Consider the following 26597-nt stretch of genomic DNA (forward strand, 5'->3'; position numbering starts at 1 on the left):
GTTCCCTCGGGCTTTCTTGCAACCGCAACCTGCCCGGCGGGGCTGGATATCCACAAGAACGTTAAGGGAACACATCTAGCAGGGAAGAGCGGCTTGGGTCAATCCTCAAGGCTGTCTTCGCGCTTTTCCTCGATGAGTTTGGCTTCCTTTTCCTTACGCTTCAGGAACTTGTCGCCGAAGGCCTCGTTCTGTTCCTCGCCGATAACCTTTTTCGCGCGGGTGAAAAGCTCGTCTTCTTCCTCATCCATGTGATGCTCGTAATCGTGCTTGAGCTGCTTGAAACGAGTCAGCCAAGCCGACGAGGACATATCGGTTTCGCGCAATTCCTCCATGATGTCGTCGAGCTGTTGGTGCTCATGCACCGAATGACGGGCGTGATCTTGGCCCCATGTCTCGGACATTAGTGTGGAATAAAAGGTCTCTTCCTCGGCGGCGGCGTGGGATTTCACATCATGGTAAAAGCGGTCCCAAGCTTTGCGGCGCTCGGCGCTGTCGCCTGCGGTATCGGCAATGGTGTTCAGCAGGGCGCGGTGTTCATCATGATCTTCTTTGATCGCGTCATAGATGGAGGGCATGGGAAAATCCTTTGGTGTTACCTGTGGCTAACGCCGCAGCCACCGGCAGGTTCCCGCCTTAGAAGACCGTGCCCTGCGCCGCTTGGCTGGCAACCTCTTGGAACAGCCCGCCGGTTTGCGCGTGAAATGCTGCCAATGCGACGACCACCAGCCCAAGCGCATTCGCGCCCACAACGATCCAGTCGACCGGCTTTGCGGCTGTCGCGCTGTCCTTGGTGTGCTGGCTCATCTCACCCTCCCGGGCCTTTGCGGTTGCGACGATGCTGAAGGCTGATTGTGGCATCAATGTGTAGCTTGGAGGCTGAGACTGGGGTCTGATGCGATTATTTCAAGTTTATTCAGCTTGGCGGCTCGAAAACGCCGGTGCATAACTTTTCCATGAACAGTAAATCTGACCCGCGCCCCGTTGGGCCCCTTGTTGAGAATTGGTCCGAGCCGCCGCGCCCGGCGGGTGAGGTGCTCACCGGCCGTCATGTAGTGTTGGAACCGCTTTCGGCCGAGAAACACGCGGCGCTGCTCTATCCCGCCTATCTGGGGGAGGATCACGTTTGGGATTATCTCCCCTACGGGCCATTCTCGTCGGCGGCGCAGTACCACCGTTGGGTGCGCGACAATGCGGGAAAGGCCGATCCCTATTTTATGGCGGTGAAAGACCGCGCCCGGGATCAATGGCTGGGCGTGGCGAGCTTCCTGCGGATCAAGCCCGAGGCGGGCAGTATCGAAGTGGGCCATATCAACTTCAGCCCCGCGCTTCAGCGCACCCCGGCGGCGACCGAGGCGATATTCCTGATGATGCAATGGGCCTTTGGGGCGGGCTATCGCAGGTTCGAGTGGAAGTGCGACGCGCTCAACCGTCCGTCGCGCCGCGCGGCGCAGCGTCTGGGGCTGAGTTATGAGGGCGTCTTTCGGCAGGCGGCCATCGTCAAAGGACGCAACCGCGACACGGCTTGGTTCGCCGCGATCGACACGGAATGGCCCGCGCTGAAAGAGGCGTTCGAGGTCTGGCTTGCCCCCGGCAATTTCGACGGGCAGGGGCAGCAGAAAGAGCGGCTTGGCGATCTGACCCGCCTTGTCCGGGTGGCGGGGGATCCGACGCTTTAACCCGTCAGGCTAGATCGCCAGCTTTTCAGCAAGGCGGTGCTGGATCATCCCGGTGATGGCTGCGGTCTCTGGCCCCGCAGGTTGGCCCAGGGCACGTTTATGGGCCAAGGCGCGGGCAGCTTCTTCCAAACGTTGGTCATTGGCCGAACGGGCCACCCCGCACAGGAATTGCGCGACGTAATCCAGCGTGTGATTGTCGGGCGCGTCCCCCAGCACGTCAGCGATATGGGCAATGTCATCTTGGAAACCGATCCGGTCGGGGGTGACATCCTCATCCGGCAGGATACGCGGCCCCCGGGGGCGGCGGTCGTCGGACAGTGCGGCGAGGATGGCTTGCTGAAAGGAGGACAGCGAGGTGATCGGCTTGGACAGGAACCCATCCACCCCCGCCGCGCGGGCGTCAGGCTCCATATGGCTGTCGCCAGAGATGGCGATGATCGCCTCGACCCGCGGTGTGCTTTGCATGAGTTCGGCAATCAGGTCCAACCCGCTGCCGTCAGGCAGGCCAAGGTCGACCAGCGCCACGCTGGGGCGGTAGACCTGCAAATGCCGCCGGGCCGAGCGCAGGCAGTCCGCCCGTCTGATCCGCGCGCCCGAGCGCAGGCAGAGCAGGCGCATCGCCTCACAGGCGAAACGGCTGTCTTCGACCACCAGAACGGTAAGGCCTAGCAGAGGCCGCTCCGCCGTGGGGGTGAGGGTCGGTCTTTCAAAGGGGTCGGTATCGTCCATCATCGCCTCCAAGAACAACTGCAGCGCCATCGTTACGCCGCGTTGGCTAATGACGCGTTAACGTGACGCATTGTTGTTTACCGGGGCGGCGGGCATAAAGCTGGCAAATCACGAGGAGCATTCAGGATGATCGGACGTCTTAACCATGTGGCCATCGCGGTGCCGGATCTCGAAGCGGCGGCGGATCAGTATCGCCACGCGCTTGGTGCCAAGGTCGGCGCGCCGCAGGCCGAACCGGACCACGGGGTGACCGTGATCTTCATCGAACTGCCGAACACCAAGATCGAATTGCTGCACCCCTTGGGCGAAGACAGCCCGATCAACGGCTTTCTGGAAAAGAACCCCGCAGGCGGCATCCACCACATCTGCTATGAGGTCGAGGACATCCTCGCCGCGCGGGACCACCTGAAATCCACCGGCGCGCGTGTCTTGGGCTCGGGCGAGCCGAAGATCGGGGCCCATGGCAAGCCGGTATTGTTCCTGCACCCCAAGGATTTCAACGGCGCGCTCGTCGAGCTTGAGGAGGTCTGATCATGGGTATCGTTTCCGGGCTCGTCCTCTTTGCCGTCATCTGGTCGATGACATTCCTGATCGCCCTGCCGATCCGGGTGCAAACCCAAGGCGACGCGGGCGCGGTGGTGCCGGGCACCCATGCAGGCGCGCCCGAGCAGCATCATCTGGGCCGCAAGGCGCTGTGGACCACGCTGGTCGCCGCGATCATCTGGGCGATCAGCGCGACGATCATCCTGTCGGGCTGGATCAGCGTGGCGGATATCGAAGGCTGGCTGCATCCGAATGCGGCACCAACGCATGGTACAGGTGGGTAAAGGTCGCCGCGCCTAGGATCGGGATCAGCAGGTTCAGCAGCGGTACCGAAAGCGGCACCGCCATCAGCACCCCGGCCACCCAGATCGTGCCCGCATGGCGGCGACGCAGGCGCTTGGTCTCGTCCCGCCCGTGGCGGCGCAGCGCGGCGAGGGTGAAATACTCCCGCCCCAGCAGAAACCCGTTCAGCCCCCAGAAGATAAACAGCGCCGCTGGGGCGAAGAGCAGGTAAAGCACCAGCGCCAGCAGGTTCGCCCCCACCAGCACGCCCATGAAATTGACCGTATCGCGGATGGCGTCGCCCATGCTGACTTGGTTCGCGGGGGGCAGATGGGGGTAGTGCACCTCTTCCACCGCATCGGCCACTTCATCCAGAAACATCGAGGTGATCGCCGAGGCCACGGGCACCATCAGGAAGACCGAGAGGACCATCAGCAGGATCAGCGCGCTCCAACTCAGCAGATCGTCGAGCCAGTTGACCTCTCCCAGCACGGGCAGCCAAGCGTCTTCGGGGGTGACCCAGTCCACCAGATAGGCAAAGCCCGCCGTGGCCGCGATCAGCAGCGCCAGCGACAGGCCCACGCCCAAGAGCACCACCTTGCGAAAGCGCGCATCGCCCAATTGGCCAAGCGCCCGGGTGAATGACCTGAGGATCGCGTTTACAGCCATGTGGTGATCCCGTCGATGTCCGGGCGCGGACGCTCCGGCGGCGCGGTGGTTTCGGTGCCAATGTGAATGATGCCCGCGATGCGCTCATGCGAGGCGAGGGCCAAACCCTCTTCCATAAAGCCCCGGTCATGGGCGGGCCAACCGCTCAGCCAATTGGCGCCCCAGCCTGCGGCGAGGGCGGCATTCAGAAGCGCGAGGCAAACCGCCCCGGCGGAATAGGTCTGCTCCAGCGGCGGAATTTTGGGAGAGGGCTTTTGCACCTCGATCACCGCCACGGCAAGGTTGCCCTGATCGAACTGGCCACGCCCCTTGGCGATCTCTTCGGCCCCAAGGCCAAGCGCCGCGCCGCGTGTCTCGACCACCTCGGCCAAACGCGCCATCGCGGCATGGTCGATGACCACGAAACGCCAAGGCTCCAACTTGCCATGATCCGGCGTGCGCGCGGCGGCGGTCAGAAGCGGGCGTAGGGCCTCGGCATCGGGCACCGGCAGGCCCAGTGTCTTGGCCGGGCGCGAGCGGCGGTTTTGCAAAAAGGCGAGGGCGGAAGGGTCAGCTACGGGCATCGGGGTCTCTTACAGGTCCAGTTGCTGCGCCATATCGTCAATCGACTGGCGGAGGAAGGCATCAAAGGCGGGCGAGGGTTGGCGCGCGTTGAGCGACCGCGCCATCGGGGCCGGCGCGTCGATTGCGCTGCCGCTCAGCGCGGCGATCGTGGCATGACCGCAGAAGGGGACATAGGCCTCGGAATAGCCGCCCTCATGCACCAGCACCAGCTTGCCATCGCAAAGCCGCTCGGCGGTGCTGCGAATGCGTTTGGTCATCTCGGCAAAGGTTTCGGCGGTGGCCTGCATCCGTGCCAGTGGGTCGATGATCGCCGCGTCATAGCCGCAGGCGACGATGATCATGTCGGGGGCGAAAGCTTCGATCGCCGGGATCACCACGCGGTCCATCGCATGGAGATAGGCGGTATGGCCCGAGCCTGCGTGCATCGGCAGGTTGATGTTATAGCCTTCGCCCGCCCCGCGTCCGCGATCCTTCAGGCCGCCGGTGTCGATGGGGTAATTCCCCTCTTGGTGGAGCGAGATGGTCAGCACGTCATCGCGGTCATAATAGATCGCCTCGGTCCCGTTGCCGTGGTGCACGTCCCAATCCAGCACGATGACGCGCTTTGCCAGCCCCTTGGCCTGCGCGGCCTCAATGGCGATGGCGATATTGGCGAGAAGGCAGAAACCGTTGGGCAGATCCGGCAGGCAGTGGTGCCCCGGTGGGCGGCTGAGGGCATAGGCATTCTGTAGCTTGCCCCGCGCCACGGCATCGACGGCGGCGATGGACAGCCCGGCAGAGAGCGCGGCCAGTTCATAGCCGCCACGGGCGAAAGGCACCGCATGGCCCAGCTCACCACCCCCCGCATCCGAAAGGCGTTTGAAGTCGTCAAGATAGGTTTCGGGATGCACCCGCGCCAAGGCCTCCCGGTTGGCGGGGGCAGCGCTGCGGGTGTCGAGTTCGGCGAAGAGCCCGGTCACCTCCATCAGGTTCTTCATCCGGCGCTTGGTCTCGGGGTTTTCCGGCAGGCCTCCGGCGGCGAGGGGCTGCACCAGCCCGCCCACCGGCATGGTAAAGACGTAGTTGCCCCCTGCGTGCCAAAAGCAGCGTTCGTCCCAGAAAAAACCTGTGGTCATCTTGTGCTCCCCTTCATCCTTGCGGGGAAGGTGGCGTAGGGCGGCGGGATTGTCCATGGCGCGGGGGGCTCACGCGGGCGGTGGCGCGTGAGGTGGGTGCGGGATTTGGTATTTGAGAAAGGATGAAGGGGGGAAGGGGGCGCTTTGGGTGGAAAGCGTAGGGCTTGGGGTGGCCCTAGCGCCTTTGGGGGGCGCTAGGGGTTTTGGTGGTTAGCCGACCATGCCGACGATCTCATAGGTGCGTTTGAGGATCGGGGCGGTGATCTCGCGCGCTTGTTCCGCACCGCGGGCGAGGATGCGGTCGATCTCGGCCGGATCGGCCATCAGGCGCTGCATTTCGGCGGTGATCGGGCCCATTCTGGAGACGGCCAGTTCCGCCAGCGCAGGCTTGAAGGTGCCGAATTGCTGGCCGCCGACTTCCGCCAGCACCTGATCGACGGATTGGTCGCTGAGGGCGGCGTAGATGTTCACGAGGTTGCGCGCCTCGGGGCGGTCCTTCAGGCCCTCAGCCTCGGACGGGAGGGCGTCGGGGTCGGTCTTGGCCTTGCGGAACTTCTTGGCGATCGTGTCGGCATCGTCGGTCAGGTTAATGCGGCTCGCGGGCGAGGGGTCGGACTTTGACATCTTCTTGGACCCGTCGCGCAGGGACATGACGCGGGTGGCCGCGCCTTCGATCACCGGTTCGGTGAGCGGGAAGAAGTCGACGCCGTAGTCGTGGTTGAACTTCGCGGCGATGTCGCGGGTCAGCTCTAAGTGCTGTTTCTGGTCCTCGCCCACCGGCACATGGGTGGCGTGGTAGATCAGGATGTCGGCGGCCATCAGCGCGGGGTAGGCGAAAAGCCCCAGCGAGGCGGCTTCGGCGTTTTTGCCGGCCTTGTCCTTCCACTGGGTCATGCGGCCCATCCAGCCCATGCGCGCGACGCAGTTGAAGACCCAAGCCAGTTGCGCGTGCTCAGGCACTTGGCTTTGGTTAATCAGGATGGATTTTTCAGGGTCGATGCCCGAGGCGATGAAGCCGGCGCAGAGCTCGCGGGTGCTTTTCTTCAGGTCCGCCGGGTCTTGCCAGACTGTGATCGCGTGCAGGTCAACCATGCAGTAGATCGATTGCACGCCCTTTTCCTGCGCATCGGCGAAACGTTTCAGCGCGCCGAGGTAGTTGCCCAAATGCAGGTCGCCCGAGGGCTGAATGCCGGAAAACACGCGCGGGGTGAATTGGGTCTCGGACATCGGGAGGCACCTCTGGGCTGGAAAGTCTTGCGCGGCAGGCTTACTTCTGGCCGCGAACCCCGTCAAGGAGCGCCCATGCAAGACCCAGACCTCCAGCCCCCCGTGAACCCGCTGCCGCCCGCGGTTGTCATTCTGTTTCTGGCCATTGCCGGGGTCGAGGTGGTGCTCTCTCTGGCCGAGGCCGGGCTGGTGGGCGGCCCCGCTGCCGTGGGCTGGCGGCTGGCGCTGGTGCGCGACTTTGGTTTTTCGGGGCTGATCTTTGACGCGATGATTGGCGCAGGCCAGTACCCGATCGAACATATCTGGCGGGTGGTGACTTACCCCTTCATCCATCTGGGCTTTACCCATGCGATCTTTGCCGTGGTGCTGCTTTTGGCCTTGGGCAAGTTGGTGGCCGAGGCGATGGGGCAATTGGCGTTTGTGGTGATCTTCGTGCTGTCGGGCATTGGCGGGGCGCTTGTTTATGGGGCGCTATTGAACGATCCGGTCTGGCTCGCCGGGGCCTATCCCAATGTTTACGGGCTGATCGGTGGCTATAGTTTCGTGATGTGGCGGCGGCTGCTGGGTTCGGGCGGGCCGCAGTATCAGGCCTTTACGCTGATCGCGCTGCTGATGGGGCTCCAGCTGTTCTGGGGTATGTTTTTCGAGACTGGCTTTCTTTGGGTGGCGGAGCTCGCCGGGTTCATCTGTGGTTTCGGGCTGAGCTTTCTGGTCGCGCCCGGGGAATGGACGCGACTGCGGGCGCGGTTGCAGCAGCGTTAACCGCGCCGCATCGCCGATTTGAACTCCGACAGGCGGAATGCGCCGATCAGCTGGCCGACACCGAAGTAGCTGACCGCGGCGATCACAAGCAGCAGCACCAGCGCCAGTCCGCGCCACCACGGCATGCCGAGCATCGGTTGCAGCGCGGCATTGCCCAGCCAAAGCGCGACGCCCATGGCGGCCGAGGCGATGAGGATGCGCCAGATGCGTTTGTGGAAGCGCGCGTCGAACTTTACCGCATCGCCAAAGCGCCGTGCGCCGATCGCGAGGCAGGCGAACATCGTCCAGCCTGCCAGCGTCGTGGCGACCGCCGGGGCGATCCAGCCGATGAAGGGGGCAAGGCCGACGGCGAGCGCCGCGTTCACCACCATGGCGATCACGGCGAAATGGAAGGGGCGGCGGGTGTCTTCGCGCGCGAAATAGACTGGTTGCAGGATCTTTTGCAGCACGAAGGAGGGCAGGCCGAGGCCGTAAACCATTACCGCCGTGGCAATCGCGGCGGTGTCATCGACGCCCGAGGCGCCGCGCTCGAACAGCACGGTGACCAGCGCGAAGGGGATCACGATCAGCGCGACCGAGGAGGGGATTGTCAGGGCCAGCGAAATCTCGGCGGCGCGGCTCAGCGCGGTTTGCGCACCTGCGTCGTCTCCGGCCCGCAGGCGGCGCGACAGGTCGGGCAGCAGCACGATGCCCACGGCGATGCCCACCACGCCCAAGGGTAGTTGATAGAGGCGGTCGGCGGCGAAGAGCCATGAGACGGCCTTGTCATATTGGCTGGCCACCAATTGCCCGACCACGAGGTTGATCTGCATCACGCCCGAGGCCAGCGCAGCGGGCAGGGCGATGACGATCATCGCGCGCATGTCGGGGGTCCAGCGCGGGCGGGAGGGGCGCAGCGGGAAACCCGCTTGGGCCGCGGCGCGCCATGTCAGCGCCAGCTGTGCCACACCGGCGACGGGGATCGACCAGATCAGCCAAAGCGCCACTTCGCCCCCGGTAAGCGCGGCAAAGGTCATGGCGGCGATGACGAAGATGTTCAAGAGCACCGGTGCTGCGGCGGCCACGGCAAAGCGTCCGGTGGCGTTGAGGATGCCTGAGAACAGCGCCGACAGCGACATGCAGAGGATATAGGGAAAGGCGATGCGGCCAAAGGCGACCGTCATGTCAAAGCGCGGGTCTCCGACGAAACCTTCGGCGGTCAGCCAGACCAAGCCGGGCATGAAGATCATGCCCAAAGCGGTCAGCGCCAGCACCACCAGCGACAAGCCGTTGAAGGCATCGCGGGCGAATGTCCCGGCGCCTTCCTCCCCCTCCAGCTTTTTGGCGAACATCGGCACGAAGGCCGCGTTGAACGCGCCTTCGGCAAAGAAGCGGCGGAACATATTGGGCAGGCGGAAGGCGGCGACGAAAGCGTCCATGACCGGGCCGGGGCCGATGAGTGACAGCAGCAGCACTTCGCGCAGGAAGCCGAGCACGCGGCTCAGCAGGGTCCAGACCCCGACAGTGAAAAAGCCGGACATAAGACGGATAGGTTTCATCGGAGGAGCCTTAATTTGCGCTGCGGTGATCCCTAGCGCGGGCGGTCACCCGGTGCAATCGCGGTGAGCGGCAGGAAATGCCCCGCCGCCCGCTGGGGCAAGGCGGCGCTTATCCCCCCGTGGGGTAGATGAACCCATTGATCGGATAGGTGCTGCCAAAGGCGCCCGGCTGGCTTTCCAAGCGCACGGCGGACCAGTCGTTGTCGTCGGAGACGTCGATCACCGCCATTTTCAGCGAAACCTCGTTGCGCTTCCAATTGGCGTGATCCACCCGGATTTCGCGGGGTGAGACGATGTCGGAAACCACAGCGATATGGCCCATCGGCATGGAGCGGGTGGCGCTGAAGGCCATCACAGCACCGACGACAGGGGCATCGCCGCGCGGGTAAAGCCCCTTGGCCTTGCCCCACCATGTCTCCGCATTGCCGCGAATCTGGATGCCGCTGACATTGCGGGCGAAGGGCACGCACCAAACGCGCTGGCCCTTGGCGCGCATGTCTTTGGCGGTCTGGACGGCCATGAAATGCCGCTGGGGATCGATGCCGCCGAAATCATAGGTCTGCGGGAGGTCAGGCGCTTTGGCGCAGGCTGCCGTGAGAAGAAGTGTGGCGCAAAGGGCCATCAGGCCCCGGTTCGGCAGTGCGGCGCGTGTCACGCTCATATGTCCCTCATTCATGGAATCCCGTCTCAGCGGCGGGTTGCAGGGATTTTGAGGATCTGATGCGCAAAGCAAAGCGGCCAAAGAGCGGGTGGCGAAAACCCGCCGATGAGGCGGAGGCTGGGGGCTAGCCCTCCGCCCGCTCGACCCCTGCGGCAATCGCTTCGCGCAGGCGTTTCTCCAAGGTGCGCTGCTTGGCCTCGGTATAGTATTTCAGGCCGAACATATCCTTGACGTAGAAAGTATCGACCACCTGTTCGCCATAGGTCGCGATCACCGCATTGGCGATATAGACGTTGGAGGCCGCCAAGGTGCGCGTCAGATCATAGAGCAGACCGGGCCGGTCGCGGGTGTCGACCTCGATGATCGTGTAGATTTCCGAACCTTCGTTGTCGAAGGTGATATGTGTGGGCACTTTGAAAGCGCGCTCGCGCTTCTTGACCTTGTCGCGGGATTTCAGCGCGTCGCGGGCAACGATCTCACCGCGCAGGGTCTTGAGGATCATCTCGCGCAGCCGCGGCAGGCGGCTGGCCTCATAGGGCTGATCTTCGCTGTCCTGAATCCAGAAAGCGTCAGTTACGAAACCGTCCTTCGTCGTGTAGCTGCGCGCATCCACCACATTGGCGCCGACCAGCGCCAGCGCGCCTGCAAGCCGGGCAAAGATGCCGGGGTGATCGGCCATGACGAAACAGGCCCGCGTCGCACCGCGGTCTTCGTCGGGGTGCAGATCAATGCGGATATCGTCATTGCCGATGTCGCGCAGCAGTTCCGCAAAGGCGACATGCGCGGTGACATGCAGACCCTGCCAATAGGGCGGATAATGGCGGGCCGTCTCGCGTTGCAGGTGTTTGCGCGGCCAATCGGAGAGCGCGGCGCGCAGGGCTTTCTTGGCCTCCGCGCCCCGGTTTTCGCGGTTGAGGTCTTCGAGCCCGGTTTCCAGCGCCCGCTCGGTCTGGCGATAGAGCGCGCGGATCAGCACCGCTTTCCAATTGTTCCATGTGTTCGGCCCGACGCCACGAATGTCGCAGACCGTCAACACGCAAAGCAGGTCGAGCCGTTTGACCGTCTGCACCGCCTTGGCAAAGTCGCGCACTGTGCGCGGATCGGCAATGTCGCGTTTCTGCGCCATGTCGGACATCAGCAGGTGATAGCGCACCAGCCATTCCACCGTATCGACCTCATCGCGTTTCAGCCCCAGCCGCGGGCCAATGCGCCGTGCCAGTTTCGCGCCGATGATGGAATGGTCCTCGGGCCGCCCCTTGCCGATGTCATGCAGCAGCAGGGCCACATAGAGCACCTTGCGGTTCACCCCACGTTTCAGGATCGAGGAGGCGACGGGCAGTTCCTCTTCCAGCTCGCCCTTTTCGATCCGGGCGAGGTTGGCGATACATTGGATGGTATGTTCGTCGACGGTGTAGGAATGATACATGTTGAACTGCATCATCGCGACGATCGGCTCGAACTCAGGAATGAAGGCGCCTAAGACGCCCAATTCGTTCATCCGCCGCAGGGAGCGTTCGGGATTGCCGTGTTTCAATAGCAGGTCGAGGAAGATGCGCCGGGCTTCGGGCGTGCGGCGCATATCATCGTCAATCAGCGCGAGGTTGGCCTTGATCAAGCGCATCGCATCGGGGTGGATCAACATGCCCGTGCGCAGTGCCTCTTCGAAGATGCGCAACAGGTTCAGCTTGTCTTGCAGAAACTCTTCGTCGTCCTTCACCGCGATGCGGTTGTGGACCACCTGAAACCCGTCGCGGATTTTCGGGCGGCGGCGGAAGATGCGTTCCAGCAGCGGTTCGGCCTTCATATGGGAGGCTTCGAGCCCGCTGACGAAGATGCGCGTCAGATCCCCCACCGCGGTGGCATGGCGGAAATAGGCCTGCATGAAAATCTCGACGCCCCGCCGGCCCCCGATGTCCTGATAGCCCATCGCTTGGGCGACCTGCACCTGCATGTCGAAGGTCAGCTGTTCCGTCGCGCGCCCGGCAATTAGGTGAAGATGCCCCCGCACGGCCCAGAGAAAAGCCTCGGCCTCGCGGAAGGTGTCGTATTCATCGGCGCGGAAAACGCCGAGATCGACCAGATCCGCGACCCGGTCGACGTCATGGATGAACTTGGCGATCCAGAACAGCGAATGCAGATCTCGCAGCCCGCCCTTACCTTCCTTGACGTTGGGCTCGACCATATAGCGCTCACCCTGTTTCAGGTGGCGGTTGTCGCGCTCTTCCAGTTTCGCTTCGATGAAATCCTTTCCCGCGCCTGAGAAAAGTTCGTTCTTGAGCCGTTCGGAAAGCTCTTGCGCAAGGGTCACATCGCCGTCGATGAAGCGGTTCTCCAGCAGGGCGGTCTGAATGGTGAAATCATCCGCCCCCAGCCGCAGGCAATCTTCGATGGTGCGCGTGGCGTGGCCGACCTTCAGCTTCAAATCCCACAGGATATAGAGCATCGATTCGATCACGCTCTCCGACCATGCGGTGGCCTTGTAGGGAATGAGGAACAGCAGATCGACATCGGAAAAGGGCGCCATCTCTCCCCGGCCATAGCCGCCGACGCCAATCATGGCGAGCCGTTCACCCTCGGTCGGGTTCGGGTTGGGGTGCAGCACTAGCGTGGCGATCTGCAAGACGCAGCGCAGCAGTTGGTCGGTGAGATAGGTGTAGGAAGAGGTCATCGCCCGCGCGTCGAATGGCGATTCAGCAAAGCCCGCCGCAATGGCCTTGCGGCCCGCCTGCTGGGCTTCTTGGATCAGGGGAACGATCTCGGCCCTGAGGGCTGCGCCCTCCAGCGTGCTGTCGCGCTGGGCGAGGGCCTGCCAGATGGCCGTGTCGTCAAAGATTTGTTCGGGCGCGCAAATCAGGCGCGGGTGTCGACGCGCGCCTGATGTTGTTGTCGGTTTCGCGAGGTCCAATTCAGAAACCAGCCCCGCCAAAGCCGCGCGGTGCCGGGTCGAGCACGACGACGCGGTTGTCGCGGATCGTGGCCACGGCCAGCGCACGTTCGTTGGTGCCATCGCGGCGCAGGCGGAAGATGCCGCTGGCGCCTTGGAAACCCGCCCCTTGGGTCAGCGCGGCCCCGGAAAGCGCGTTGGATTTGCCGCCCTTCACCAAGGAGCCGATTGCCGCGATCCCGTCAAATGCCAGCCCGGCCAGAGGGTGCGGATCACTGCCATAGGCCGCGGTGTAACGGTTCGAGAAGGCACCGCTCGCCGCCCTGTCGGGCAGGGCGAACCAGCCGCCCTGAACGCCGGGCAGTTCCAGCGTTTGGGCGGGGATGTCCCAACGGGTCAGGCCGACATATTGTGTGGTCGCCGATTGGATACCAGCCTCGGGCAGAAGCTGCGCGAAAAGCGGCAGAGCACTGGCCGAGGAGGTGGTGAGGAAGAGCGCATTGGCGCCGCTGCCTTCGATGGTCGCTTTGACGCGCGGCACGGCGGCCACGACCGACTCTTGGCTCAGCGCGTAATCGACGGTGCCTGCCAGCGTCGCGCCATTGGCGCTGATCGCTTGAACGATCGCGTCACGGCCCAGTTGTCCGGCAAGGTCCTGACCATGCAGCACGACCATTTTGTCTTTGCCGTTGCGCTTTGCAAAGCTCACCAACCGGTTGGCGGTATTGGCAAAAGTCGGCCCAAGCACGAAAACATTGCCGCCCGCGATGGTCGGGTTGTTCGAGAAGGAGATCACGTTAACCCCGGAGGAGGCCACGGCCACCCCAGCCGCATTGGCCGCTTCGCCGTAAACCGGGCCAAGGATGATCTTGGCCCCTTCATTCACCGCCTGCGCAGCGACGGATGCGGCTGTGCTGGCATTGCCTGCGGTGCCATAAACGCGCAGGTCGATCTGGACGCCATCCAGATCGCGCATCGCAAGACGCGCGGCGTTTTCGAGGTTCTTGGCCAGCAACTCATCACCGGCCGTGCCGCCCCGCGGAACCAAGAGCGCCACGGGGACGGGGGCCGCAGGGTCAATGCGCGGGCCGCCGGAATTGGCGCCGCCCGTGGCGACAGGCTGACAGGCCGCCAGCAGGACCGCGAAGAGCGGCAGCAAGAGCAGGTGCATCTTCTTGCGGATGGCGCGGAAACAGGCAATCATTTGTATTCACTCCCCGGTGGTGGCAAGACGACGATGGTCGCCGGAACATGGCCGCGATCATAGTGACTGCGAAAGGCGGGTCCAGCGTTGAAATTTGACAAGACAGAGCTAGCCCCGGGACTTTATTTCGTGGGCGTCCCCATCGGCACCGCGCGCGATATCACGCTGCGCGCGCTCGACACGCTGGCCTCGGCGGATCTGCTGGCGGCAGAGGACACGCGCAGCCTGCGGCGGCTGATGGAAATTCATGGGGTGCCGCTTGATGGACGCAAGGTGCTGGCGCTGCACGATCACAGCGGCACATCGGTGCAAGAGCGGCTGATCGCGGCCATCCGCGAGGGCAAATCGGTCGCCTATGCGTCGGAGGCGGGCATGCCGCTGATCGCCGATCCGGGGTTTGAATTAAGCCGGGCCGCAGCCGAAGCGGGCGTGATGCAGACCTGCGCGCCGGGGCCATCGGCCGTGCTGACCGCGCTGGCCTTGGGCGCCCTGCCGACGGATGCATTTTTCTTTGCGGGTTTCCTGCCCAACAGCAAATCGGCCCGGATCGCGGCGCTGGAAAAGCTGCGCGACGTGCCGGGGACGCTGGTGTTCTACGAATCGCCCAAACGGCTCGGCGCCATGCTGCGCGATGCGGCAACCGCACTGGGTGTGGGGCGCAAAGCGGCAATGTGCCGGGAGTTGACCAAGAAATTCGAAGAGATTCAGCGCGATACCCTCGAAAATCTCGCCGAGCTTTATCAAGCGAAGGCGCCAAAAGGCGAAGTGGTGGTGCTGATTGATCGCAGCCGTTCAGACTCTGTTAATCACCTTGACCTAGAAACAGATTTGCAACGGGCGCTTACAGATATGTCGATGCGTGACGCTGTCGATTTGGTGGCGCAGGCCCATGGCCTGCCGCGGCGGCAGGTCTATCAAGCGGCATTGGCGCTCGGCAAAGGTTAGAACGCGGATCGGAGCGATGAAAATGGCACAGGGCAATACGGGGATACGAACTGCGGCCAAACGCCAACGGGGGCGCATGGCCTATCACGCCGGGATCGCTGCCGAGAACCGCATCGCGCAAGACTATGAAAGGCGCGGTTTTGCCATCGCGCGCCGCCGTTGGCGGGGCCGCGCTGGTGAAATTGATTTGATCCTGCGCGATGGGGCTGCCTTGATCTTTGTCGAGGTGAAACAAAGTCGTAGTTTCGCAAGGGCTGCCGAAAGCCTTTCTGCCAGACAGATGCAACGCATCTACCGCTCCGCCGAGGAATTTCTTGCCGGCGAACCTGCAGGAAGCCTGACCGAGGTGCGCTTTGACGTGGCGCTTGTCGATGGGCAGGGGGCTACCGAAATCATCGAAAACGCCTTTGGCCACGGCTGACCCATTGCGCATAGGCCCCTGCTGCGCCATCTAAGAAGCGATCCCAGAAGCCTGCACCGTCGGTCCGGGTCGGATCACGACAAAGGTAAGCAGCGGGGGACGCCGATGAAAATCGCCTTTCAAATGGACCCGATCGGGGACGTGAACATCAATGCCGACAGCAGCTTTCGGCTGGCCGAAGAGGCGCAGGCTCGGGGGCATGAGCTGTTCTTCTACACGCCCGACCATCTGGCGTACCAAGAGGGGCGGATCACCGCGCGGGGCTATGACTTTACGGTACAGCGCGTGCAGGGCGATCACGCCCGGTTCGGAGAAGAGCGCGAGGTCGATTTGGCGGATTTCGACGTGGTCTGGCTGCGCCAAGACCCGCCTTTCGACATGCATTACATCACCTCGACCCACCTGCTGGACCGGCTGAAAGAAACCACCTTGGTGGTCAACGATCCCTTTTGGGTCCGCAATTACCCCGAGAAACTTCTGGTTCTCGACTTCCCCGATCTGACGCCGCCCACCACGATTGCGCGCGACCTTTCGACCATCAAAGCCTTCAAGGCGAAGCATGGCGATGTAATTCTGAAACCGCTTTACGGCAATGGCGGGGCCGGTGTGTTCCGGCTGGACGCCAATGACCGCAACCTCACCTCCCTGCATGAATTGTTCACCGGCTTCTCGCGTGAGCCGCTCATTGTTCAAAAATTCCTGCCTGCCGTATCCAAAGGTGACAAGCGCGTCATCCTCGTGGACGGGGAGCCGGTGGGCGCGATCAACCGCGTCCCGGCGGCAGGCGAGACACGGTCGAACATGCATGTCGGCGGGCGGCCTGAGAAGGTCGGGCTGACCGAGCGTGATCGGGAGATCTGTGCGGCCATCGGGCCATTGCTTAAAGAAAAGGGCCAAATCTTTGTCGGGATCGATGTGATCGGTAACTATCTGACCGAGATTAACGTGACCTCTCCCACCGGCATTCAAGAACTGGAACGGTTCGATGGCGAGAATATCGCCGGAAAAATCTGGGAGGCGATTGAGGCCAAGTGCGGGTGAGCCTGCGCCAGCATCTTCTGAACCGCTACCTGCGTCTGACAGAGAAACCTTTGCTGGCGCATGCAAACCCGCAGTTCCTGCGGGCCACGATGGAGATGCAGGCGCGGCTCTTTTTCAAAGGGCCGCGCGAGGTGCATGCAGAATGGCGTGATCTGCCGGGGGCGGGATCGGCGCTTTGGCTTACGCCGCCGCAGGCCTGTCAAGGGCGTGTGATCCTCTACGTTCATGGCGGCGGGTTTGTGTTTGGCAGCCCGGAGACGCACCGGGCGATGGTCGCGCGCCTTTCCCTGCTGACTGGCGCGCGGGCGGTGCTGCCGCGCTATGCGCGCGTGCCCGAAGCGGCCTTTCCCAAACCTGCGCAAGACATCCGCGCGGCGTGGGATGCGCTGCGCCAGATGGGCTTCGCCGCGGGGGACATCGTGATTGGCGGCGACAGCGCGGGCGGCGCGCTGGTTTTCGATCTTTTGGCGCAGCTTTGCCGCGAGGGGGCGGCGCTGCCTGCTGGCGCCTTTGGGCTTTCCCCCTTGTTGGACCTGACGTTTTCAGGCCCAAGCTTCACTCAGAATGCCGAAAGCGACGTGTTGTTGCCCGCCGCCCGCGCGACGGAAATGGCGCGGCTCTATCTTCAGGGGCAGGATGCGGAGAGCCCCCGGGCGAGTCCCATTCTTGCGGATTTCAACGGCGCACCGCCCGTCTGGCTCACCGTAAGTGACAGCGAAATCCTGCGCGATGACAGCCGCCGATTGGCGGCCCGTCTGCGCGAAGCGGGCGTGTCGGCCAGTTTGCAGGAGCTCCATGACCTGCCGCATGTCTGGCCGCTGTTTCAGAACCACCTGCCCGAGGCGCGGCAGAGCCTTGCTGCCCTCGCCGATTGGATCAATGCCGTGCTGCCGGATCGGGCAGGCGAAAGCTGATCGCCTCGGCCATATGGGGGCGGCGGACCTCGGGTTCCCCCGCAAGATCGGCGATGGTGCGCGCGACACGCATGACCCGGTGATACCCGCGCGCTGACAGGGAGAACCGTTCCGCTGCGCGCAGAAGCAGCGCGCGCGCTTCGGCATCCGGGCTGACGACGGTTTCAAGCAAGTCACCCGCCGCATCAGCATTGGCCGAAATCCCGTCATGCGGCGCGTAGCGCGTGGATTGAAGCGCCCGCGCGGAGGCGACCCTTGCCGCGACCTCGGTCGAGGTTTCTCCGTTGGCGGGCAGGTTGAGGTCGCTGTAGCTGACGGGCGGCACGTCGACGCGTAGGTCGAACCGGTCCATCAGCGGGCCGGAGATACGCCCGAGATAGTCTTCGCCGCAGGCCGGGACACGGGCGCAGGCGCGGGCCGGGTCGGGCAGGTAGCCGCATTTGCAGGGGTTCGCCGCCGCGACGAGCATGAAGCGGCAAGGGTATTTCACATGGGCATTGGCGCGCGCGATCATGACCTCGCCAGTCTCGATCGGTTGACGCAGGGTTTCGAGGACCGTGCGGTTGAACTCGGGGAATTCGTCCATGAACAGCACGCCGTTATGGGCCAGAGATGCCTCCCCCGGACGCGCCTGCCGACCGCCGCCGATGATCGCGGCCATAGAGGCCGTGTGATGCGGCTCGCGAAAGGGGCGGCTGCGGGAAATGCCGCCCTCATCCAGGAGCCCGGCGAGGGAGTGGATCATTGAGGTCTCAAGCGCCTCCGATGCCGTCAGCGGCGGCAGGATGCCGGGCAGCCGCGCGGCCAGCATGGATTTGCCCGACCCCGGCGTGCCGACCAGCATCAGGTGATGCCGCCCGGCGGCGGCGATCTCCAACGCGCGTTTGGCGCGTTCTTGGCCCTTAACCTCGCGCAGGTCGCGGCCCGCCAATGCGAGGGGCACCTCGCCCGGCTCGGCGGGGGCGATCGGTACTTGCCCGGTGTAGTGGCGCACCACGTCGCCCAGATTGGCGGCGGCGATGACCTGTGTCTTGCCCACCCATGCGGCCTCCGCCCCCGACCCCGCGGGGCAGAGCAGGCTGCGGTCCTCGGCGGCGGCGGCCATGGCGGCGGGCAGGGCGCCGACCACGGGCATCAGCGTCCCGTCGAGCGAAAGCTCCCCCAAGGCCACTACATTCTGGGTAATGTCATCCGGCAGGATATCCAGCGCCGAGAGCAGCGCCAGCGCGATGGGCAGGTCGAAATGGCTGCCTTCCTTGGGCAGGTCGGCGGGGGAGAGATTGACGGTGATGCGTTTGGACGGCAGCGCGATGGCCAAGGCGCTGAGCGCCGTGCGCACCCGGTCGCGGGCTTCCGAGACGGCCTTGTCCGCCAGTCCGACGATCGAAAAGCCTGGCAGCCCGGCGGTGACCGCGCATTGCACCTCGACGATGCGGGCGTCGACCCCTTGAAATGCGACCGTATAGGCCCGCGACACCATTACCCCTGCTCCGTCTTGCTATGGTTAATCGGTAGGCAAAACGGGTTTAGGAATGGTTAACGGCGCTGTGGCTCAGGGCGTATGATTGATCCCTTCAACCCGCCATTGGCCGTTGTCGTGGGACAGATGCGTCACCGAAAGGTTGTCGATCTTATGGGCCATCGCCTCCAGCGGGCCGCCGCCTTGGGCCTGCTGCACCTGCGTGAGGATCACGCCGAAATGGGCCACGGCGATCACATGGGCATTGGGGCGGGCCGCGTTGATCCGTGCCACAACTCGGTCGACGCGCGCCTTGGTCTGGTTCCAGCTTTCGCCCTCGGGGGCCATGACATCGCCGGGGGTCTCCCAATAGGCGCGGCTGAGGTCCGGGTCACGCGCGGCGACTTCGGAGAAATGCAGCCCGTCCCAAGCGCCGAAATGCAGCTCTCGCAGCCCATGCTCATGGGGCAGGCGGCGGCGGGCGGGCTGGGCCAGCGCATCCGCCGTATGCACAGCGCGGATCAGGTCCGAGGAGACGAGCAGCGCCTCATCCGGCAGGTGCAGGTTCAACCGTGCCAGTCGGGGCGCATCGGAAAGGTCCGCCGGGACATCGCGCCAGCCGACGAAGTTCTTCTCATGGGTCGGGCCGTGGCGCACCCAGTGCCAAATGGTCATGGCATCTCCCCTTTCAACAGTTGCGGCAGGCCGACGACGACCTGCACCACCGTCTCGGCCTCGGCGGCCAAGGCGATGTTGAGCCGCCCCTGCGCCTCGCGGAATTGGCGGGCCATGGCGTTTTCGGGCACGATGCCTTGGCCGACCTCATTCGAGACCACGACCCAATGCGCGGCGCAGCCCCGCAGGGCCTGCAAAAGCTGCGCCTGCGCGGCCTCCAGATCGCTGCCTTCCATCAGGTGATTGCTCAGCCACATGGTCGCGCAGTCGATCAGCACGATTTCGCCGGCGGGCAGTTTCGCCAGCGGTTCGGTCAGATCTAGCGGGCATTCGACGGTGCGCCACCCCGCATCGCGCCTTGCTTGATGCTTGTTCACGCGTTCTTGAACTTCGTCATCCCAGATGCGACCAGTGGCGAGGTAAGTCTTTGACATGCCGATGGAATTTACGAGGGCCTCTGCCCATTCCGACTTGCCCGAGGCCGCCCCGCCTAGGGCAAAGGTAGTTCTAGGCAACATCTTCTCACCAAATATTTGAACCAAATGGCATGTCTCTGCGTATCTCCACCAAAGGCCCATCACAAGGTGCGCCGCGCATTTCTCAAGGGGGATACCAAATGTCATTGCAAACCGCTCGCGAATTTTCACTCACCCGCACCGCAATGAAGGCCGAATTGCTCGATGCCGAGACGGAGTTGGAATTGGCCTATGCGTGGCGCGATCACCGGGATGAGGCCGCGTTGCACCGTTTGATCACCGCCTACATGCGTCTGGCGATCTCGATGGCGGGCAAGTTCAAGCGCTACGGCGCGCCGATGAACGATCTGATCCAAGAGGCCGGTCTGGGCCTGATGAAAGCCGCCGACAAATTCGACCCCGACCGCGGCGTGCGTTTCTCGACCTATGCGGTTTGGTGGATCAAGGCGAGCATTCAAGACCATGTGATGCGCAATTGGTCGATGGTGCGGACAGGGTCGACCTCCTCTCAGAAATCGTTGTTTTTCAACATGCGACGCGTGCAGGCCCGTTTGGAGCGTGAGGCCACGGCCATGGGCGAGACGTTGGATAAGCACCAGCTGCGCCAGATGATTTCGACCGAAATCGGCGTGCCGCTGCATGATGTCGAGATGATGGAAGGCCGTCTGTCAGGGTCGGACTATTCGCTGAACGCCACGCAGAGCGCTGAGGATGAGGGCCGCGAGTGGATCGAAGCACTGGCTGACGAAAGCGCGCAGGCGGCGGAGCGTGTCGAGGAAGAGCATGACACGGCGCAGCTGCGGAACTGGTTGCTGGCGGCAATGCAGGGTCTGTCCGAGCGTGAGCAATTCATCGTGCGCGAACGCAAACTGCGGGATCCTGCGCGTACTCTGGAAAGCCTCGGCGATGAGCTTAGCCTCAGCAAAGAGCGGGTCCGCCAGCTTGAAGCCGCGGCCTTTGGCAAGATGCGCAAGTCCCTCGAGATGCAATCGCGTGAGGTCTTTGCCTTTCTGGCCTGACCCCATATCGCGATGCCCGCCAGGGCTGGCAGATTTCGCCGCCCCGGATTAAGGTCTCCCTAATGCAAACGGGGGGCCTTTATGCTGTCGGGCAAACATATTCTGCTGATCATCGGCGGCGGCATTGCCGCCTATAAATCCCTCGATCTGATCCGGCGTCTGCGCGAACGCGGCGCCAAGGTCACACCGGTCCTGACCCGCGCGGGCGAAGAGTTTGTCACCCCGCTTTCCGTATCTGCCTTGACCGGGGTGAAGGTCTTTCGCGATCTTTTCGACCTCGGTGATGAGGCCGAGATGGGGCATATCCAGCTCAGCCGCGCGGCGGACCTTTTGGTGGTTGCCCCCGCCACGGCAGACCTGATGGCCAAGATGGCGCAGGGGGCGGCGAATGATTTGGCCTCAACCTTGCTTTTGGCCACCGATACGCCGGTGCTGCTGGCACCTGCGATGAACGTGCGGATGTGGCAGCACCCCGCGACGCAGCGCAACATCGCTACTCTGCGCGGCGATGGCATCACAATGGTCGGGCCGAATGACGGTGACATGGCCTGCGGCGAATACGGGCCGGGACGGATGGCCGAACCGCTTGAGATTGTCGCGGCAGTCGAGGCGCGGCTTGGGCAGGGGCCGCTTGCGGGCAAGCGCATCCTCGTCACCTCCGGCCCCACGCATGAGCCGATCGACCCGGTGCGCTATATCGCCAACCGCTCCTCGGGCGCGCAGGGCACGGCGATCGCGCGGGCGCTGGCGGATCTGGGGGCTGAGGTCGTTTTTGTAACCGGCCCCGCCGAAGTCGTCCCGCCCGAAGGCGTCGAGGTGGTGCCGGTGCAAACGGCGCAAGAGATGATGCAGGCGGTAGAGGCCGCACTGCCCGCGGATGCCGCTGTCTTTGCCGCCGCGGTGGCCGATTGGCACGTGCAGGGGGCAGGGGACCGTAAGCTGAAGAAATCGAAAGACGGGCTGCCCAGCCTGACTTTCGCGGAAAACCCCGACATCCTGAAAACCGTCAGCCAGCGCGGCGAAGGTCGCCCACCGCTCGTCGTAGGCTTCGCCGCCGAGACCGACGACGTGCTGGCCCATGCCACCGCGAAACGGGAGCGCAAGGGCTGTGACTGGATCGTCGCCAATGACGTCTCCCCCGCCACCGGCATCATGGGCGGGCGCGAGAATGCCGTGACACTGATCACCGAGACCGGGGCCGAGGATTGGCCGCGCATGGGCAAAGATGCCGTGGCCGCCCGTCTGGCCGAACGTATCGCCGCGGCACTTGCCTGAGGGGGCGCTATGACCACGATCAAACTCTGCTGGGCCGATGGCGCGGACCGCAGCCTGCCACTGCCCGCCTATGAAAGCGCCGGGGCGGCGGGGGCGGACCTGCGGGCCAATCTGCCCGGCGGCACGGTCACCTTGGCCCCCGGCGCCCGGGCGCTGATCTCCACCGGGTTGCAGATGGCGATCCCGCAGGGGTTCGAGGTGCAGATCCGCCCGCGCTCGGGTCTCGCGCTGAAGCATGGGATCACCCTGATCAACAGCCCCGGCACCATCGACAGCGATTATCGCGGCGTCGTGGGGGTGATCATGGGCAATATGGGGGCGGAGGCCTTCACCGTCGAACATGGCATGCGCATCGCCCAGATGGTCGTGGCCCCGGTGGGGCAGGCGGGCTTCGATCTGGCCGAGCGCCTTGATGAGACCCCGCGCGGCGCGGGCGGGTTCGGCTCGACGGGGGCGCGGTGATGCTGGCTGTTTTGATTATCGCGGCGGCGCTTTGGTTCGGCGGCGGCTTCCTCGGCCTGCCGCGCGGGCTGCGCGCGGGGCTGATCGGGCTGATGTATCTGGCGTTGGTCGCGCTGCATCTGCTGTTTCCGGCCACCCACCCGCTGCGGCTCGCCACCGGCGGCAGTGCCGCGCCTTGGCTGCTCTTGGGCGGTTTCATCGTGCTGGTGCTGCTCTACCGGCAGGGGCTGGCGACCCTGCGCGCGCGCGCCACGCCGGACGCGCCGACTGAAGACCCCACCTCGGGCCGTTTTTCGGAGAGTGAGTTGAACCGCTACGCCCGGCACATCGTGCTGCGTGAGGTCGGCGGCCCCGGGCAGAAGGCGCTGAAAAACGCAAAGGTGCTGGTGATCGGCGCGGGCGGTCTCGGCGCGCCCGTATTGCAATATCTCGCCGCGGCGGGCGTCGGCACCATCGGGGTGATCGACGATGACGCGGTCGAGAACGCGAACCTGCAACGGCAGGTGATCCACAAGGACGCCGCCATCGGCACGCCCAAGGTCTTTTCCGCGCAGGCCGAAATGCTGGCGCAGAACCCCCATGTCACCGTGCGCCCCTACCACCGCCGGCTGACCGACGAGATCGCCGAGGAACTGGTGGCCGACTATGACCTCGTGCTCGACGGGACCGACAATTTCGACACCCGCTACCGGGTGAACGCGGCCTGCGTTGCGACGGGCACGCCGCTGATCTCGGGCGCGCTCAGCCAGTGGGAGGGGCAGCTCAGCGTCTTTGATCCCGCCCGCGGCGCGCCTTGTTATCGCTGTATCTTCCCCGAAGCGCCGGCGGCGGGGCTTGCGCCCTCCTGCGCCGAGGCCGGGGTGATCGGCCCGCTGCCCGGAGTGATCGGCACGATGATGGCGCTGGAGGCCGTGAAGCTCATCACCGGGGCGGGCAGCCTGCTGCGCGGCGAGATGATGATCTATGACGGGCTTTACGGCGAGACGCGCAAGATCGGCCTCAAACGCCGCGCGGGCTGCGAAACCTGCGGCGGGTGATTGCAAGTCACCCCGGCGCGCCCCATCTTGGGCGCAAAGGAGACCTGCATGACTAACCCGCTTCTGACCGATTGGGAGACTCCCTTCGGCATCGCCCCCTTTGACCGCATTTCCGACGATGATTTCGCCCCCGCTTTGGAGGAGGCGCTCACCGCCCACCGGGCCGAGATCGACGCCATTGCCGAGAACCCCGAAGCCCCCAGCTTTGCCAATACCATCGAGGCGCTGGAAGCCTCCGGCGATGCGCTCGACAAGGTCCTGAGCGTGTTCTTCACCGTCGCAGGCGCCGACAGCAACCCGGCGCGCGAGGCGTTGCAGCGCGACTTCTCACCCAAGCTCGCCGCGCATCAATCGGCGATCTCGGGCAATGCGAAGCTATTTGCCCGTATCGCCGCCGTCTGGGAGGCGCGCGATACGCTCGACCTGACCAAGGAACAGGCCCGCGTGCTGATGCTGACCCACCGCGGCTTCGTCCGGTCCGGGGCCGCCCTGACGGGTGATGCCGCCGAGCGGATGAAGGAGATCAAGGCGCGGCTTGCGGTGCTGGGCACGCAGTTCACCCAGAACCTGCTGGCGGATGAGCGTGACTGGTTCATGGAGCTTTCCGAGGACGACCTGACCGGCCTGCCGGACTTCGTGATCGACGCCACCCGCGCGGCGGGACGGGAGAAGGGCGCGGATGGCCCGGTGGTCACGCTGTCGCGCTCGCTGATCACGCCCTTCTTGCAATTCTCCGACCGCCGCGACCTGCGCGAAAAGGCGTTCCGCGCTTGGGAGGCCCGCGGGGCGAATGGCGGCGAGACCGACAACCGCGAGATCGCGGCCGAGACGCTGGCCCTGCGCAAGGAACGCGCCGAACTGCTAGGCTACGAAAACTTCGCCGCCTACAAGCTGGAAACCGAGATGGCCAAAACGCCGGAGGCGGTGCGCGAGTTGCTGATGTCGGTCTGGAAACCGGCAAAGGCGCAGGCCGATGCCGATGCCGAAGTGCTGACCGCGATGATGCGCGAGGACGGGGTGAACGGTGCGCTGGAGCCGTGGGACTGGCGCTACTACGCCGAGAAGCGGCGCGCCGCAGAACATGATCTCGATGAGGCGGCGCTGAAACCTTACTTCCAACTCGACCGGATGATCGACGCGGCCTTTGACTGCGCCAACCGGTTGTTCGGACTGGAATTCGCGCCGCTGGATGTGCCGCTCTACCACCCCGATTGCCGGGCGTGGGAAGTGACGCGGAACGGGCGTCATGTGTCGGTCTTCATCGGCGATTATTTTGCGCGCGGCTCGAAACGCTCGGGCGCGTGGTGCTCGGCCATGCGGGCGCAAGCGAAGTTCCCGCGTGAACAAACGCCCGTGGTGGTCAACGTCTGCAATTTCGCCAAGGGCGATCCGGCGCTCTTGTCCTACGACGACGCGCGCACGCTGTTTCACGAATTCGGCCATGCGCTGCACCAGATGCTGTCGGACGTGACCTATGAAAGCGTCAGCGGCACTTCGGTCGCGCGGGACTTCGTGGAATTGCCCAGCCAGCTTTACGAGCATTGGCTGGACCAGCCGGAGGTTTTGCAGAAATTCGCGACCCATGCGCGGACGGGCGAGGCGATGCCGCGCGAGATGCTCGACAAGGTGCTGGCCGCGGCGACCTTCGACATGGGCTTTCAGACGGTGGAATATATCGCCTCCGCCCTTGTCGATCTGGAGTTCCACGACGGCGAACCGCCTGCCGATCCGATGGCGAAACAGGCCGAGGTGCTGGCCGAGATCGCCATGCCGCAGGCGATCCGCATGCGCCACGCCACCCCGCAGTTCGCACATGTCTTCTCAGGCGACGGCTATTCCAGCGCCTACTACAGCTACATGTGGTCCGAGGTGATGGACGCGGACGCCTTCGCCGCCTTCGAAGAAGCGGGCGGGGCCTTCGATGCCGAACGCGCCGAGGCGCTGGAGGAACACATCCTCTCGACCGGCGGCAGCCGCGATCCGGCAGAGCTTTACACCGCCTTCCGGGGGCGTCTGCCGGGGGTTGAGGCGCTGCTCAAGGGGCGCGGGCTGGCCGCCTGAGCTTTGCCGCGTCCGGGCTCAATACCCCCGGTCGCGGTCCACCAGATGCAGCAGAGGCTCGCCGGCCTCGCTGCGGCGGATGTTTTCCGCGATGACTTCCGAGGCCGTGTCGTTGCGCGTGGCCGCCGCGATATGCGGGGTCACGGTGACGCGCGGATGCGCCCAATAGGGGTGATCCTCGGGCAGCGGCTCCACCCGGAAGACATCCAGCGTGGCATGGGCGATCTGCCCGCTGTCGAGCGCTGCCAAGAGCGCATCGTCGTCGATCAGCGGCCCGCGACCGGGGTTGATGATAAAGGCACCCTCGGGCATCTGCGCCAGCGTCTTGGCATTCAGAACGTTCTGCGTGGCGGGCGTGTCGGGCATCAGGAGAACGGCGATCTCGGCGCGTTTGAGCGCTTCCGTCAGACCTTTTTCGCCATGCAGGCAACGCACGCCCTCGATCTGCTTTTCACTGCGTGACCAGCCGGTCACGTCAAAGCCCAGACCCACCAGCGCCTCGGCCACCGCTTGGCCGAGCGCGCCGATGCCCAGCACCGCCACGCTGCGCTCGCGGGCCAGCGGCGGCGTGCGCGGCGCCCATTTGGCATCCCTGCGCAGGATATCGGTATCCATCCCCAGATGATGGCGCAGCACATGGCCCGTACACCATTCGACCATGCCGTGGGTCAGGCCGAAATCGACCATCCGCGCCAGCGGGATTTTCAAGGTCTCGTTGCCGGTGATCGCCTCCACCCCAGCCCAGAGGTTCAGCACCGCCTTGGCGCGGGTGTAGGGGGTGAAGTCCTGCAAATCGCTGTTGGGGGCGTAGACGATATAGTCGACCTCTTCGGGCGGCAGGTCGGTGGCCAGCGTGAAATCCTGCCCCGGCAGTGCCTTGCGCAGCGCTTCGTTCAAAGGCTGTTCGTAGCCGTCCCAGCGTTCGGCTTTGGCGGCGAAGAGAATGTTGATCGTCATG

At 64.4% G+C, this 26597-nt stretch carries 28 protein-coding genes; 13 read left to right on the plus strand and 15 right to left on the minus strand.

The genetic code is table 11. The features are described 5' to 3' along the window. Positions 1 to 98: 98 nt before the first annotated feature. The gene (locus ACGYLO_RS07425; protein ID WP_271688923.1) at positions 99 to 575 is read right to left on the minus strand and encodes a hemerythrin domain-containing protein; all 477 of its coding nucleotides are present in this window, start codon (positions 573 to 575) and stop codon (positions 99 to 101) included. A gap of 58 nt (positions 576 to 633) precedes the next feature. Then, positions 634 to 804, minus strand: coding sequence for a hypothetical protein (locus tag ACGYLO_RS07430; protein WP_271688925.1), 171 nt, complete (start codon positions 802 to 804; stop codon positions 634 to 636). A 149-nt stretch (positions 805 to 953) separates the two neighbouring features. Here ACGYLO_RS07430 and ACGYLO_RS07435 point away from each other — a divergent pair, with 149 nt between their 5' ends. Beyond that, a complete protein-coding gene (locus ACGYLO_RS07435; protein ID WP_271688926.1) occupies positions 954 to 1676 on the plus strand; it encodes a GNAT family N-acetyltransferase in 723 nt (240 codons plus the stop codon). Between the two features lie 9 nt (positions 1677 to 1685). On the opposite strand, the gene ACGYLO_RS07440 is transcribed toward ACGYLO_RS07435, so the two are convergent. After that, positions 1686 to 2405, minus strand: a complete 720-nt coding sequence (locus ACGYLO_RS07440) for a response regulator (RefSeq protein ID WP_271689918.1) — start codon at positions 2403 to 2405, stop codon at positions 1686 to 1688. Positions 2406 to 2531: 126 nt separating this feature from the next. Between ACGYLO_RS07440 and mce the strand changes: the two genes are divergently transcribed. Together mce and ACGYLO_RS07450 are read left to right on the plus strand one after the other, a co-directional pair. Further along, positions 2532 to 2936 carry a methylmalonyl-CoA epimerase gene (gene mce / locus ACGYLO_RS07445; protein ID WP_067261515.1) on the plus strand — a complete coding sequence of 135 codons (405 nt, stop codon included), beginning with the start codon at positions 2532 to 2534 and terminating at the stop codon, positions 2934 to 2936. Between the two features lie 2 nt (positions 2937 to 2938). Next, entirely contained in the window at positions 2939 to 3232 is a 294-nt protein-coding gene (locus ACGYLO_RS07450; protein WP_271688928.1) for a DUF1467 family protein, read from the plus strand. Here ACGYLO_RS07450 and ACGYLO_RS07455 read toward each other — a convergent pair. From ACGYLO_RS07455 to trpS, 4 genes are all read right to left on the minus strand, one after another. After that, positions 3165 to 3899: an EI24 domain-containing protein gene (locus ACGYLO_RS07455; protein WP_271688929.1), complete on the minus strand. Its 735-nt coding sequence runs from the start codon at positions 3897 to 3899 to the stop codon at positions 3165 to 3167. The two genes, ACGYLO_RS07450 and ACGYLO_RS07455, sit on opposite strands and share 68 nt — an antisense overlap. Then, entirely contained in the window at positions 3890 to 4462 is a 573-nt protein-coding gene (locus tag ACGYLO_RS07460) for a nitroreductase family protein (protein ID WP_271688930.1), read from the minus strand. Before ACGYLO_RS07460 ends, ACGYLO_RS07455 begins: the two co-directional genes overlap by 10 nt. Before the next feature lie 9 nt (positions 4463 to 4471). Then, positions 4472 to 5578 (minus strand): class II histone deacetylase, encoded by a 1107-nt coding sequence (locus ACGYLO_RS07465; protein WP_271688932.1) that lies wholly within the window; start codon positions 5576 to 5578, stop codon positions 4472 to 4474. Positions 5579 to 5788: 210 nt separating this feature from the next. After that, on the minus strand, positions 5789 to 6805 hold the full coding sequence (gene trpS / locus ACGYLO_RS07470; protein WP_209217007.1) for a tryptophan--tRNA ligase: 1017 nt from the start codon (positions 6803 to 6805) through the stop codon (positions 5789 to 5791). Positions 6806 to 6880: 75 nt separating this feature from the next. Between trpS and ACGYLO_RS07475 the strand changes: the two genes are divergently transcribed. After that, the gene (locus ACGYLO_RS07475) at positions 6881 to 7567 is read left to right on the plus strand and encodes a rhomboid family intramembrane serine protease (RefSeq protein ID WP_271688935.1); all 687 of its coding nucleotides are present in this window, start codon (positions 6881 to 6883) and stop codon (positions 7565 to 7567) included. Here ACGYLO_RS07475 and murJ read toward each other — a convergent pair. From murJ to ACGYLO_RS07495, 4 genes are all read right to left on the minus strand, one after another. Beyond that, positions 7564 to 9105: a murein biosynthesis integral membrane protein MurJ gene (murJ, locus tag ACGYLO_RS07480; RefSeq protein ID WP_271688936.1), complete on the minus strand. Its 1542-nt coding sequence runs from the start codon at positions 9103 to 9105 to the stop codon at positions 7564 to 7566. The two genes, ACGYLO_RS07475 and murJ, sit on opposite strands and share 4 nt — an antisense overlap. A 109-nt stretch (positions 9106 to 9214) precedes the next feature. Continuing rightward, positions 9215 to 9766, minus strand: a complete 552-nt coding sequence (locus ACGYLO_RS07485) for a CHAP domain-containing protein (protein WP_271688937.1) — start codon at positions 9764 to 9766, stop codon at positions 9215 to 9217. 124 nt (positions 9767 to 9890) lie between these two features. Beyond that, positions 9891 to 12671, minus strand: a complete 2781-nt coding sequence (locus tag ACGYLO_RS07490) for a [protein-PII] uridylyltransferase (protein WP_271688938.1) — start codon at positions 12669 to 12671, stop codon at positions 9891 to 9893. A 1-nt stretch (position 12672) separates the two neighbouring features. Beyond that, positions 12673 to 13854 (minus strand): penicillin-binding protein activator, encoded by a 1182-nt coding sequence (locus ACGYLO_RS07495; RefSeq protein ID WP_271688939.1) that lies wholly within the window; start codon positions 13852 to 13854, stop codon positions 12673 to 12675. Between the two features lie 87 nt (positions 13855 to 13941). Here ACGYLO_RS07495 and rsmI point away from each other — a divergent pair, with 87 nt between their 5' ends. The 4 genes from rsmI to ACGYLO_RS07515 all read left to right on the plus strand — a co-directional run bounded on the left by rsmI (position 13942) and on the right by ACGYLO_RS07515 (position 17175). Then, the gene (gene rsmI, locus ACGYLO_RS07500; RefSeq protein ID WP_271688940.1) at positions 13942 to 14799 is read left to right on the plus strand and encodes a 16S rRNA (cytidine(1402)-2'-O)-methyltransferase; all 858 of its coding nucleotides are present in this window, start codon (positions 13942 to 13944) and stop codon (positions 14797 to 14799) included. A 22-nt stretch (positions 14800 to 14821) separates the two neighbouring features. Further along, entirely contained in the window at positions 14822 to 15220 is a 399-nt protein-coding gene (locus ACGYLO_RS07505; protein WP_271689919.1) for a YraN family protein, read from the plus strand. Between the two features lie 105 nt (positions 15221 to 15325). Next, the gene (gene gshB, locus ACGYLO_RS07510; RefSeq protein WP_271688941.1) at positions 15326 to 16261 is read left to right on the plus strand and encodes a glutathione synthase; all 936 of its coding nucleotides are present in this window, start codon (positions 15326 to 15328) and stop codon (positions 16259 to 16261) included. Next, positions 16258 to 17175 (plus strand): alpha/beta hydrolase, encoded by a 918-nt coding sequence (locus ACGYLO_RS07515; RefSeq protein ID WP_271688942.1) that lies wholly within the window; start codon positions 16258 to 16260, stop codon positions 17173 to 17175. The genes gshB and ACGYLO_RS07515 overlap by 4 nt, the downstream gene beginning before the upstream one ends. Here ACGYLO_RS07515 and ACGYLO_RS07520 read toward each other — a convergent pair. From ACGYLO_RS07520 to cobU, 3 genes are all read right to left on the minus strand, one after another. Next, on the minus strand, positions 17138 to 18655 hold the full coding sequence (locus ACGYLO_RS07520) for a YifB family Mg chelatase-like AAA ATPase (RefSeq protein WP_271688943.1): 1518 nt from the start codon (positions 18653 to 18655) through the stop codon (positions 17138 to 17140). The genes ACGYLO_RS07515 and ACGYLO_RS07520 overlap by 38 nt on opposite strands. Before the next feature lie 72 nt (positions 18656 to 18727). Continuing rightward, on the minus strand, positions 18728 to 19309 hold the full coding sequence (locus ACGYLO_RS07525; protein ID WP_271688944.1) for a histidine phosphatase family protein: 582 nt from the start codon (positions 19307 to 19309) through the stop codon (positions 18728 to 18730). After that, positions 19306 to 19827 carry a bifunctional adenosylcobinamide kinase/adenosylcobinamide-phosphate guanylyltransferase gene (gene cobU / locus ACGYLO_RS07530; RefSeq protein ID WP_271688945.1) on the minus strand — a complete coding sequence of 174 codons (522 nt, stop codon included), beginning with the start codon at positions 19825 to 19827 and terminating at the stop codon, positions 19306 to 19308. The genes ACGYLO_RS07525 and cobU overlap by 4 nt, the downstream gene beginning before the upstream one ends. Positions 19828 to 19925: 98 nt before the next feature. Here cobU and ACGYLO_RS07535 point away from each other — a divergent pair, with 98 nt between their 5' ends. The 5 genes from ACGYLO_RS07535 to ACGYLO_RS07555 all read left to right on the plus strand — a co-directional run bounded on the left by ACGYLO_RS07535 (position 19926) and on the right by ACGYLO_RS07555 (position 25639). Further along, the gene (locus ACGYLO_RS07535) at positions 19926 to 20804 is read left to right on the plus strand and encodes an RNA polymerase factor sigma-32 (RefSeq protein WP_067265311.1); all 879 of its coding nucleotides are present in this window, start codon (positions 19926 to 19928) and stop codon (positions 20802 to 20804) included. Between the two features lie 81 nt (positions 20805 to 20885). Continuing rightward, positions 20886 to 22079: a bifunctional phosphopantothenoylcysteine decarboxylase/phosphopantothenate--cysteine ligase CoaBC gene (gene coaBC / locus ACGYLO_RS07540; protein ID WP_271688946.1), complete on the plus strand. Its 1194-nt coding sequence runs from the start codon at positions 20886 to 20888 to the stop codon at positions 22077 to 22079. Positions 22080 to 22088: 9 nt separating this feature from the next. Further along, positions 22089 to 22541 (plus strand): dUTP diphosphatase, encoded by a 453-nt coding sequence (gene dut / locus ACGYLO_RS07545; RefSeq protein WP_271688947.1) that lies wholly within the window; start codon positions 22089 to 22091, stop codon positions 22539 to 22541. Then, entirely contained in the window at positions 22541 to 23578 is a 1038-nt protein-coding gene (locus tag ACGYLO_RS07550; protein WP_271688948.1) for a molybdopterin-synthase adenylyltransferase MoeB, read from the plus strand. Before dut ends, ACGYLO_RS07550 begins: the two co-directional genes overlap by 1 nt. Before the next feature lie 48 nt (positions 23579 to 23626). Then, a complete protein-coding gene (locus ACGYLO_RS07555) occupies positions 23627 to 25639 on the plus strand; it encodes a M3 family metallopeptidase (RefSeq protein ID WP_271688949.1) in 2013 nt (670 codons plus the stop codon). Positions 25640 to 25657: 18 nt separating this feature from the next. On the opposite strand, the gene ACGYLO_RS07560 is transcribed toward ACGYLO_RS07555, so the two are convergent. Then, entirely contained in the window at positions 25658 to 26596 is a 939-nt protein-coding gene (locus ACGYLO_RS07560; protein WP_271688950.1) for a glyoxylate/hydroxypyruvate reductase A, read from the minus strand. Between the last annotated feature and the right edge of the window lies 1 nt (position 26597).

Source organism: Sulfitobacter sp. 1A13353, from assembly GCF_043557255.1.
Lineage (GTDB): Bacteria > Pseudomonadota > Alphaproteobacteria > Rhodobacterales > Rhodobacteraceae > Sulfitobacter > Sulfitobacter faviae.

Excerpts from the sequence above, each read along its gene's own strand:
- ACGYLO_RS07435 (WP_271688926.1), top strand. The coding sequence starts at position 954 with ATGAACAGTAAATCTGACCCGCGCCCCGTTGGGCCCCTTGTTGAGAAT.
- ACGYLO_RS07505 (WP_271689919.1), top strand. The coding sequence starts at position 14,822 with ATGGCACAGGGCAATACGGGGATACGAACTGCGGCCAAACGCCAACGG.
- ACGYLO_RS07535 (WP_067265311.1), top strand. The coding sequence starts at position 19,926 with ATGTCATTGCAAACCGCTCGCGAATTTTCACTCACCCGCACCGCAATG.
- ACGYLO_RS07520 (WP_271688943.1), bottom strand. The coding sequence starts at position 18,655 with ATGGTGTCGCGGGCCTATACGGTCGCATTTCAAGGGGTCGACGCCCGC.
- dut (WP_271688947.1), top strand. The coding sequence starts at position 22,089 with ATGACCACGATCAAACTCTGCTGGGCCGATGGCGCGGACCGCAGCCTG.
- ACGYLO_RS07550 (WP_271688948.1), top strand. The coding sequence starts at position 22,541 with ATGCTGGCTGTTTTGATTATCGCGGCGGCGCTTTGGTTCGGCGGCGGC.
- coaBC (WP_271688946.1), top strand. The coding sequence starts at position 20,886 with ATGCTGTCGGGCAAACATATTCTGCTGATCATCGGCGGCGGCATTGCC.
- ACGYLO_RS07555 (WP_271688949.1), top strand. The coding sequence starts at position 23,627 with ATGACTAACCCGCTTCTGACCGATTGGGAGACTCCCTTCGGCATCGCC.
- ACGYLO_RS07475 (WP_271688935.1), top strand. The coding sequence starts at position 6,881 with ATGCAAGACCCAGACCTCCAGCCCCCCGTGAACCCGCTGCCGCCCGCG.
- ACGYLO_RS07560 (WP_271688950.1), bottom strand. The coding sequence starts at position 26,596 with ATGACGATCAACATTCTCTTCGCCGCCAAAGCCGAACGCTGGGACGGC.
- ACGYLO_RS07430 (WP_271688925.1), bottom strand. The coding sequence starts at position 804 with ATGAGCCAGCACACCAAGGACAGCGCGACAGCCGCAAAGCCGGTCGAC.
- ACGYLO_RS07425 (WP_271688923.1), bottom strand. The coding sequence starts at position 575 with ATGCCCTCCATCTATGACGCGATCAAAGAAGATCATGATGAACACCGC.
- ACGYLO_RS07465 (WP_271688932.1), bottom strand. The coding sequence starts at position 5,578 with ATGACCACAGGTTTTTTCTGGGACGAACGCTGCTTTTGGCACGCAGGG.
- ACGYLO_RS07485 (WP_271688937.1), bottom strand. The coding sequence starts at position 9,766 with ATGAGCGTGACACGCGCCGCACTGCCGAACCGGGGCCTGATGGCCCTT.
- trpS (WP_209217007.1), bottom strand. The coding sequence starts at position 6,805 with ATGTCCGAGACCCAATTCACCCCGCGCGTGTTTTCCGGCATTCAGCCC.
- ACGYLO_RS07525 (WP_271688944.1), bottom strand. The coding sequence starts at position 19,309 with ATGACCATTTGGCACTGGGTGCGCCACGGCCCGACCCATGAGAAGAAC.
- ACGYLO_RS07455 (WP_271688929.1), bottom strand. The coding sequence starts at position 3,899 with ATGGCTGTAAACGCGATCCTCAGGTCATTCACCCGGGCGCTTGGCCAA.
- ACGYLO_RS07450 (WP_271688928.1), top strand. The coding sequence starts at position 2,939 with ATGGGTATCGTTTCCGGGCTCGTCCTCTTTGCCGTCATCTGGTCGATG.
- murJ (WP_271688936.1), bottom strand. The coding sequence starts at position 9,105 with ATGAAACCTATCCGTCTTATGTCCGGCTTTTTCACTGTCGGGGTCTGG.
- gshB (WP_271688941.1), top strand. The coding sequence starts at position 15,326 with ATGAAAATCGCCTTTCAAATGGACCCGATCGGGGACGTGAACATCAAT.
- ACGYLO_RS07460 (WP_271688930.1), bottom strand. The coding sequence starts at position 4,462 with ATGCCCGTAGCTGACCCTTCCGCCCTCGCCTTTTTGCAAAACCGCCGC.
- ACGYLO_RS07495 (WP_271688939.1), bottom strand. The coding sequence starts at position 13,854 with ATGATTGCCTGTTTCCGCGCCATCCGCAAGAAGATGCACCTGCTCTTG.
- ACGYLO_RS07440 (WP_271689918.1), bottom strand. The coding sequence starts at position 2,405 with ATGGACGATACCGACCCCTTTGAAAGACCGACCCTCACCCCCACGGCG.
- mce (WP_067261515.1), top strand. The coding sequence starts at position 2,532 with ATGATCGGACGTCTTAACCATGTGGCCATCGCGGTGCCGGATCTCGAA.
- cobU (WP_271688945.1), bottom strand. The coding sequence starts at position 19,827 with ATGTTGCCTAGAACTACCTTTGCCCTAGGCGGGGCGGCCTCGGGCAAG.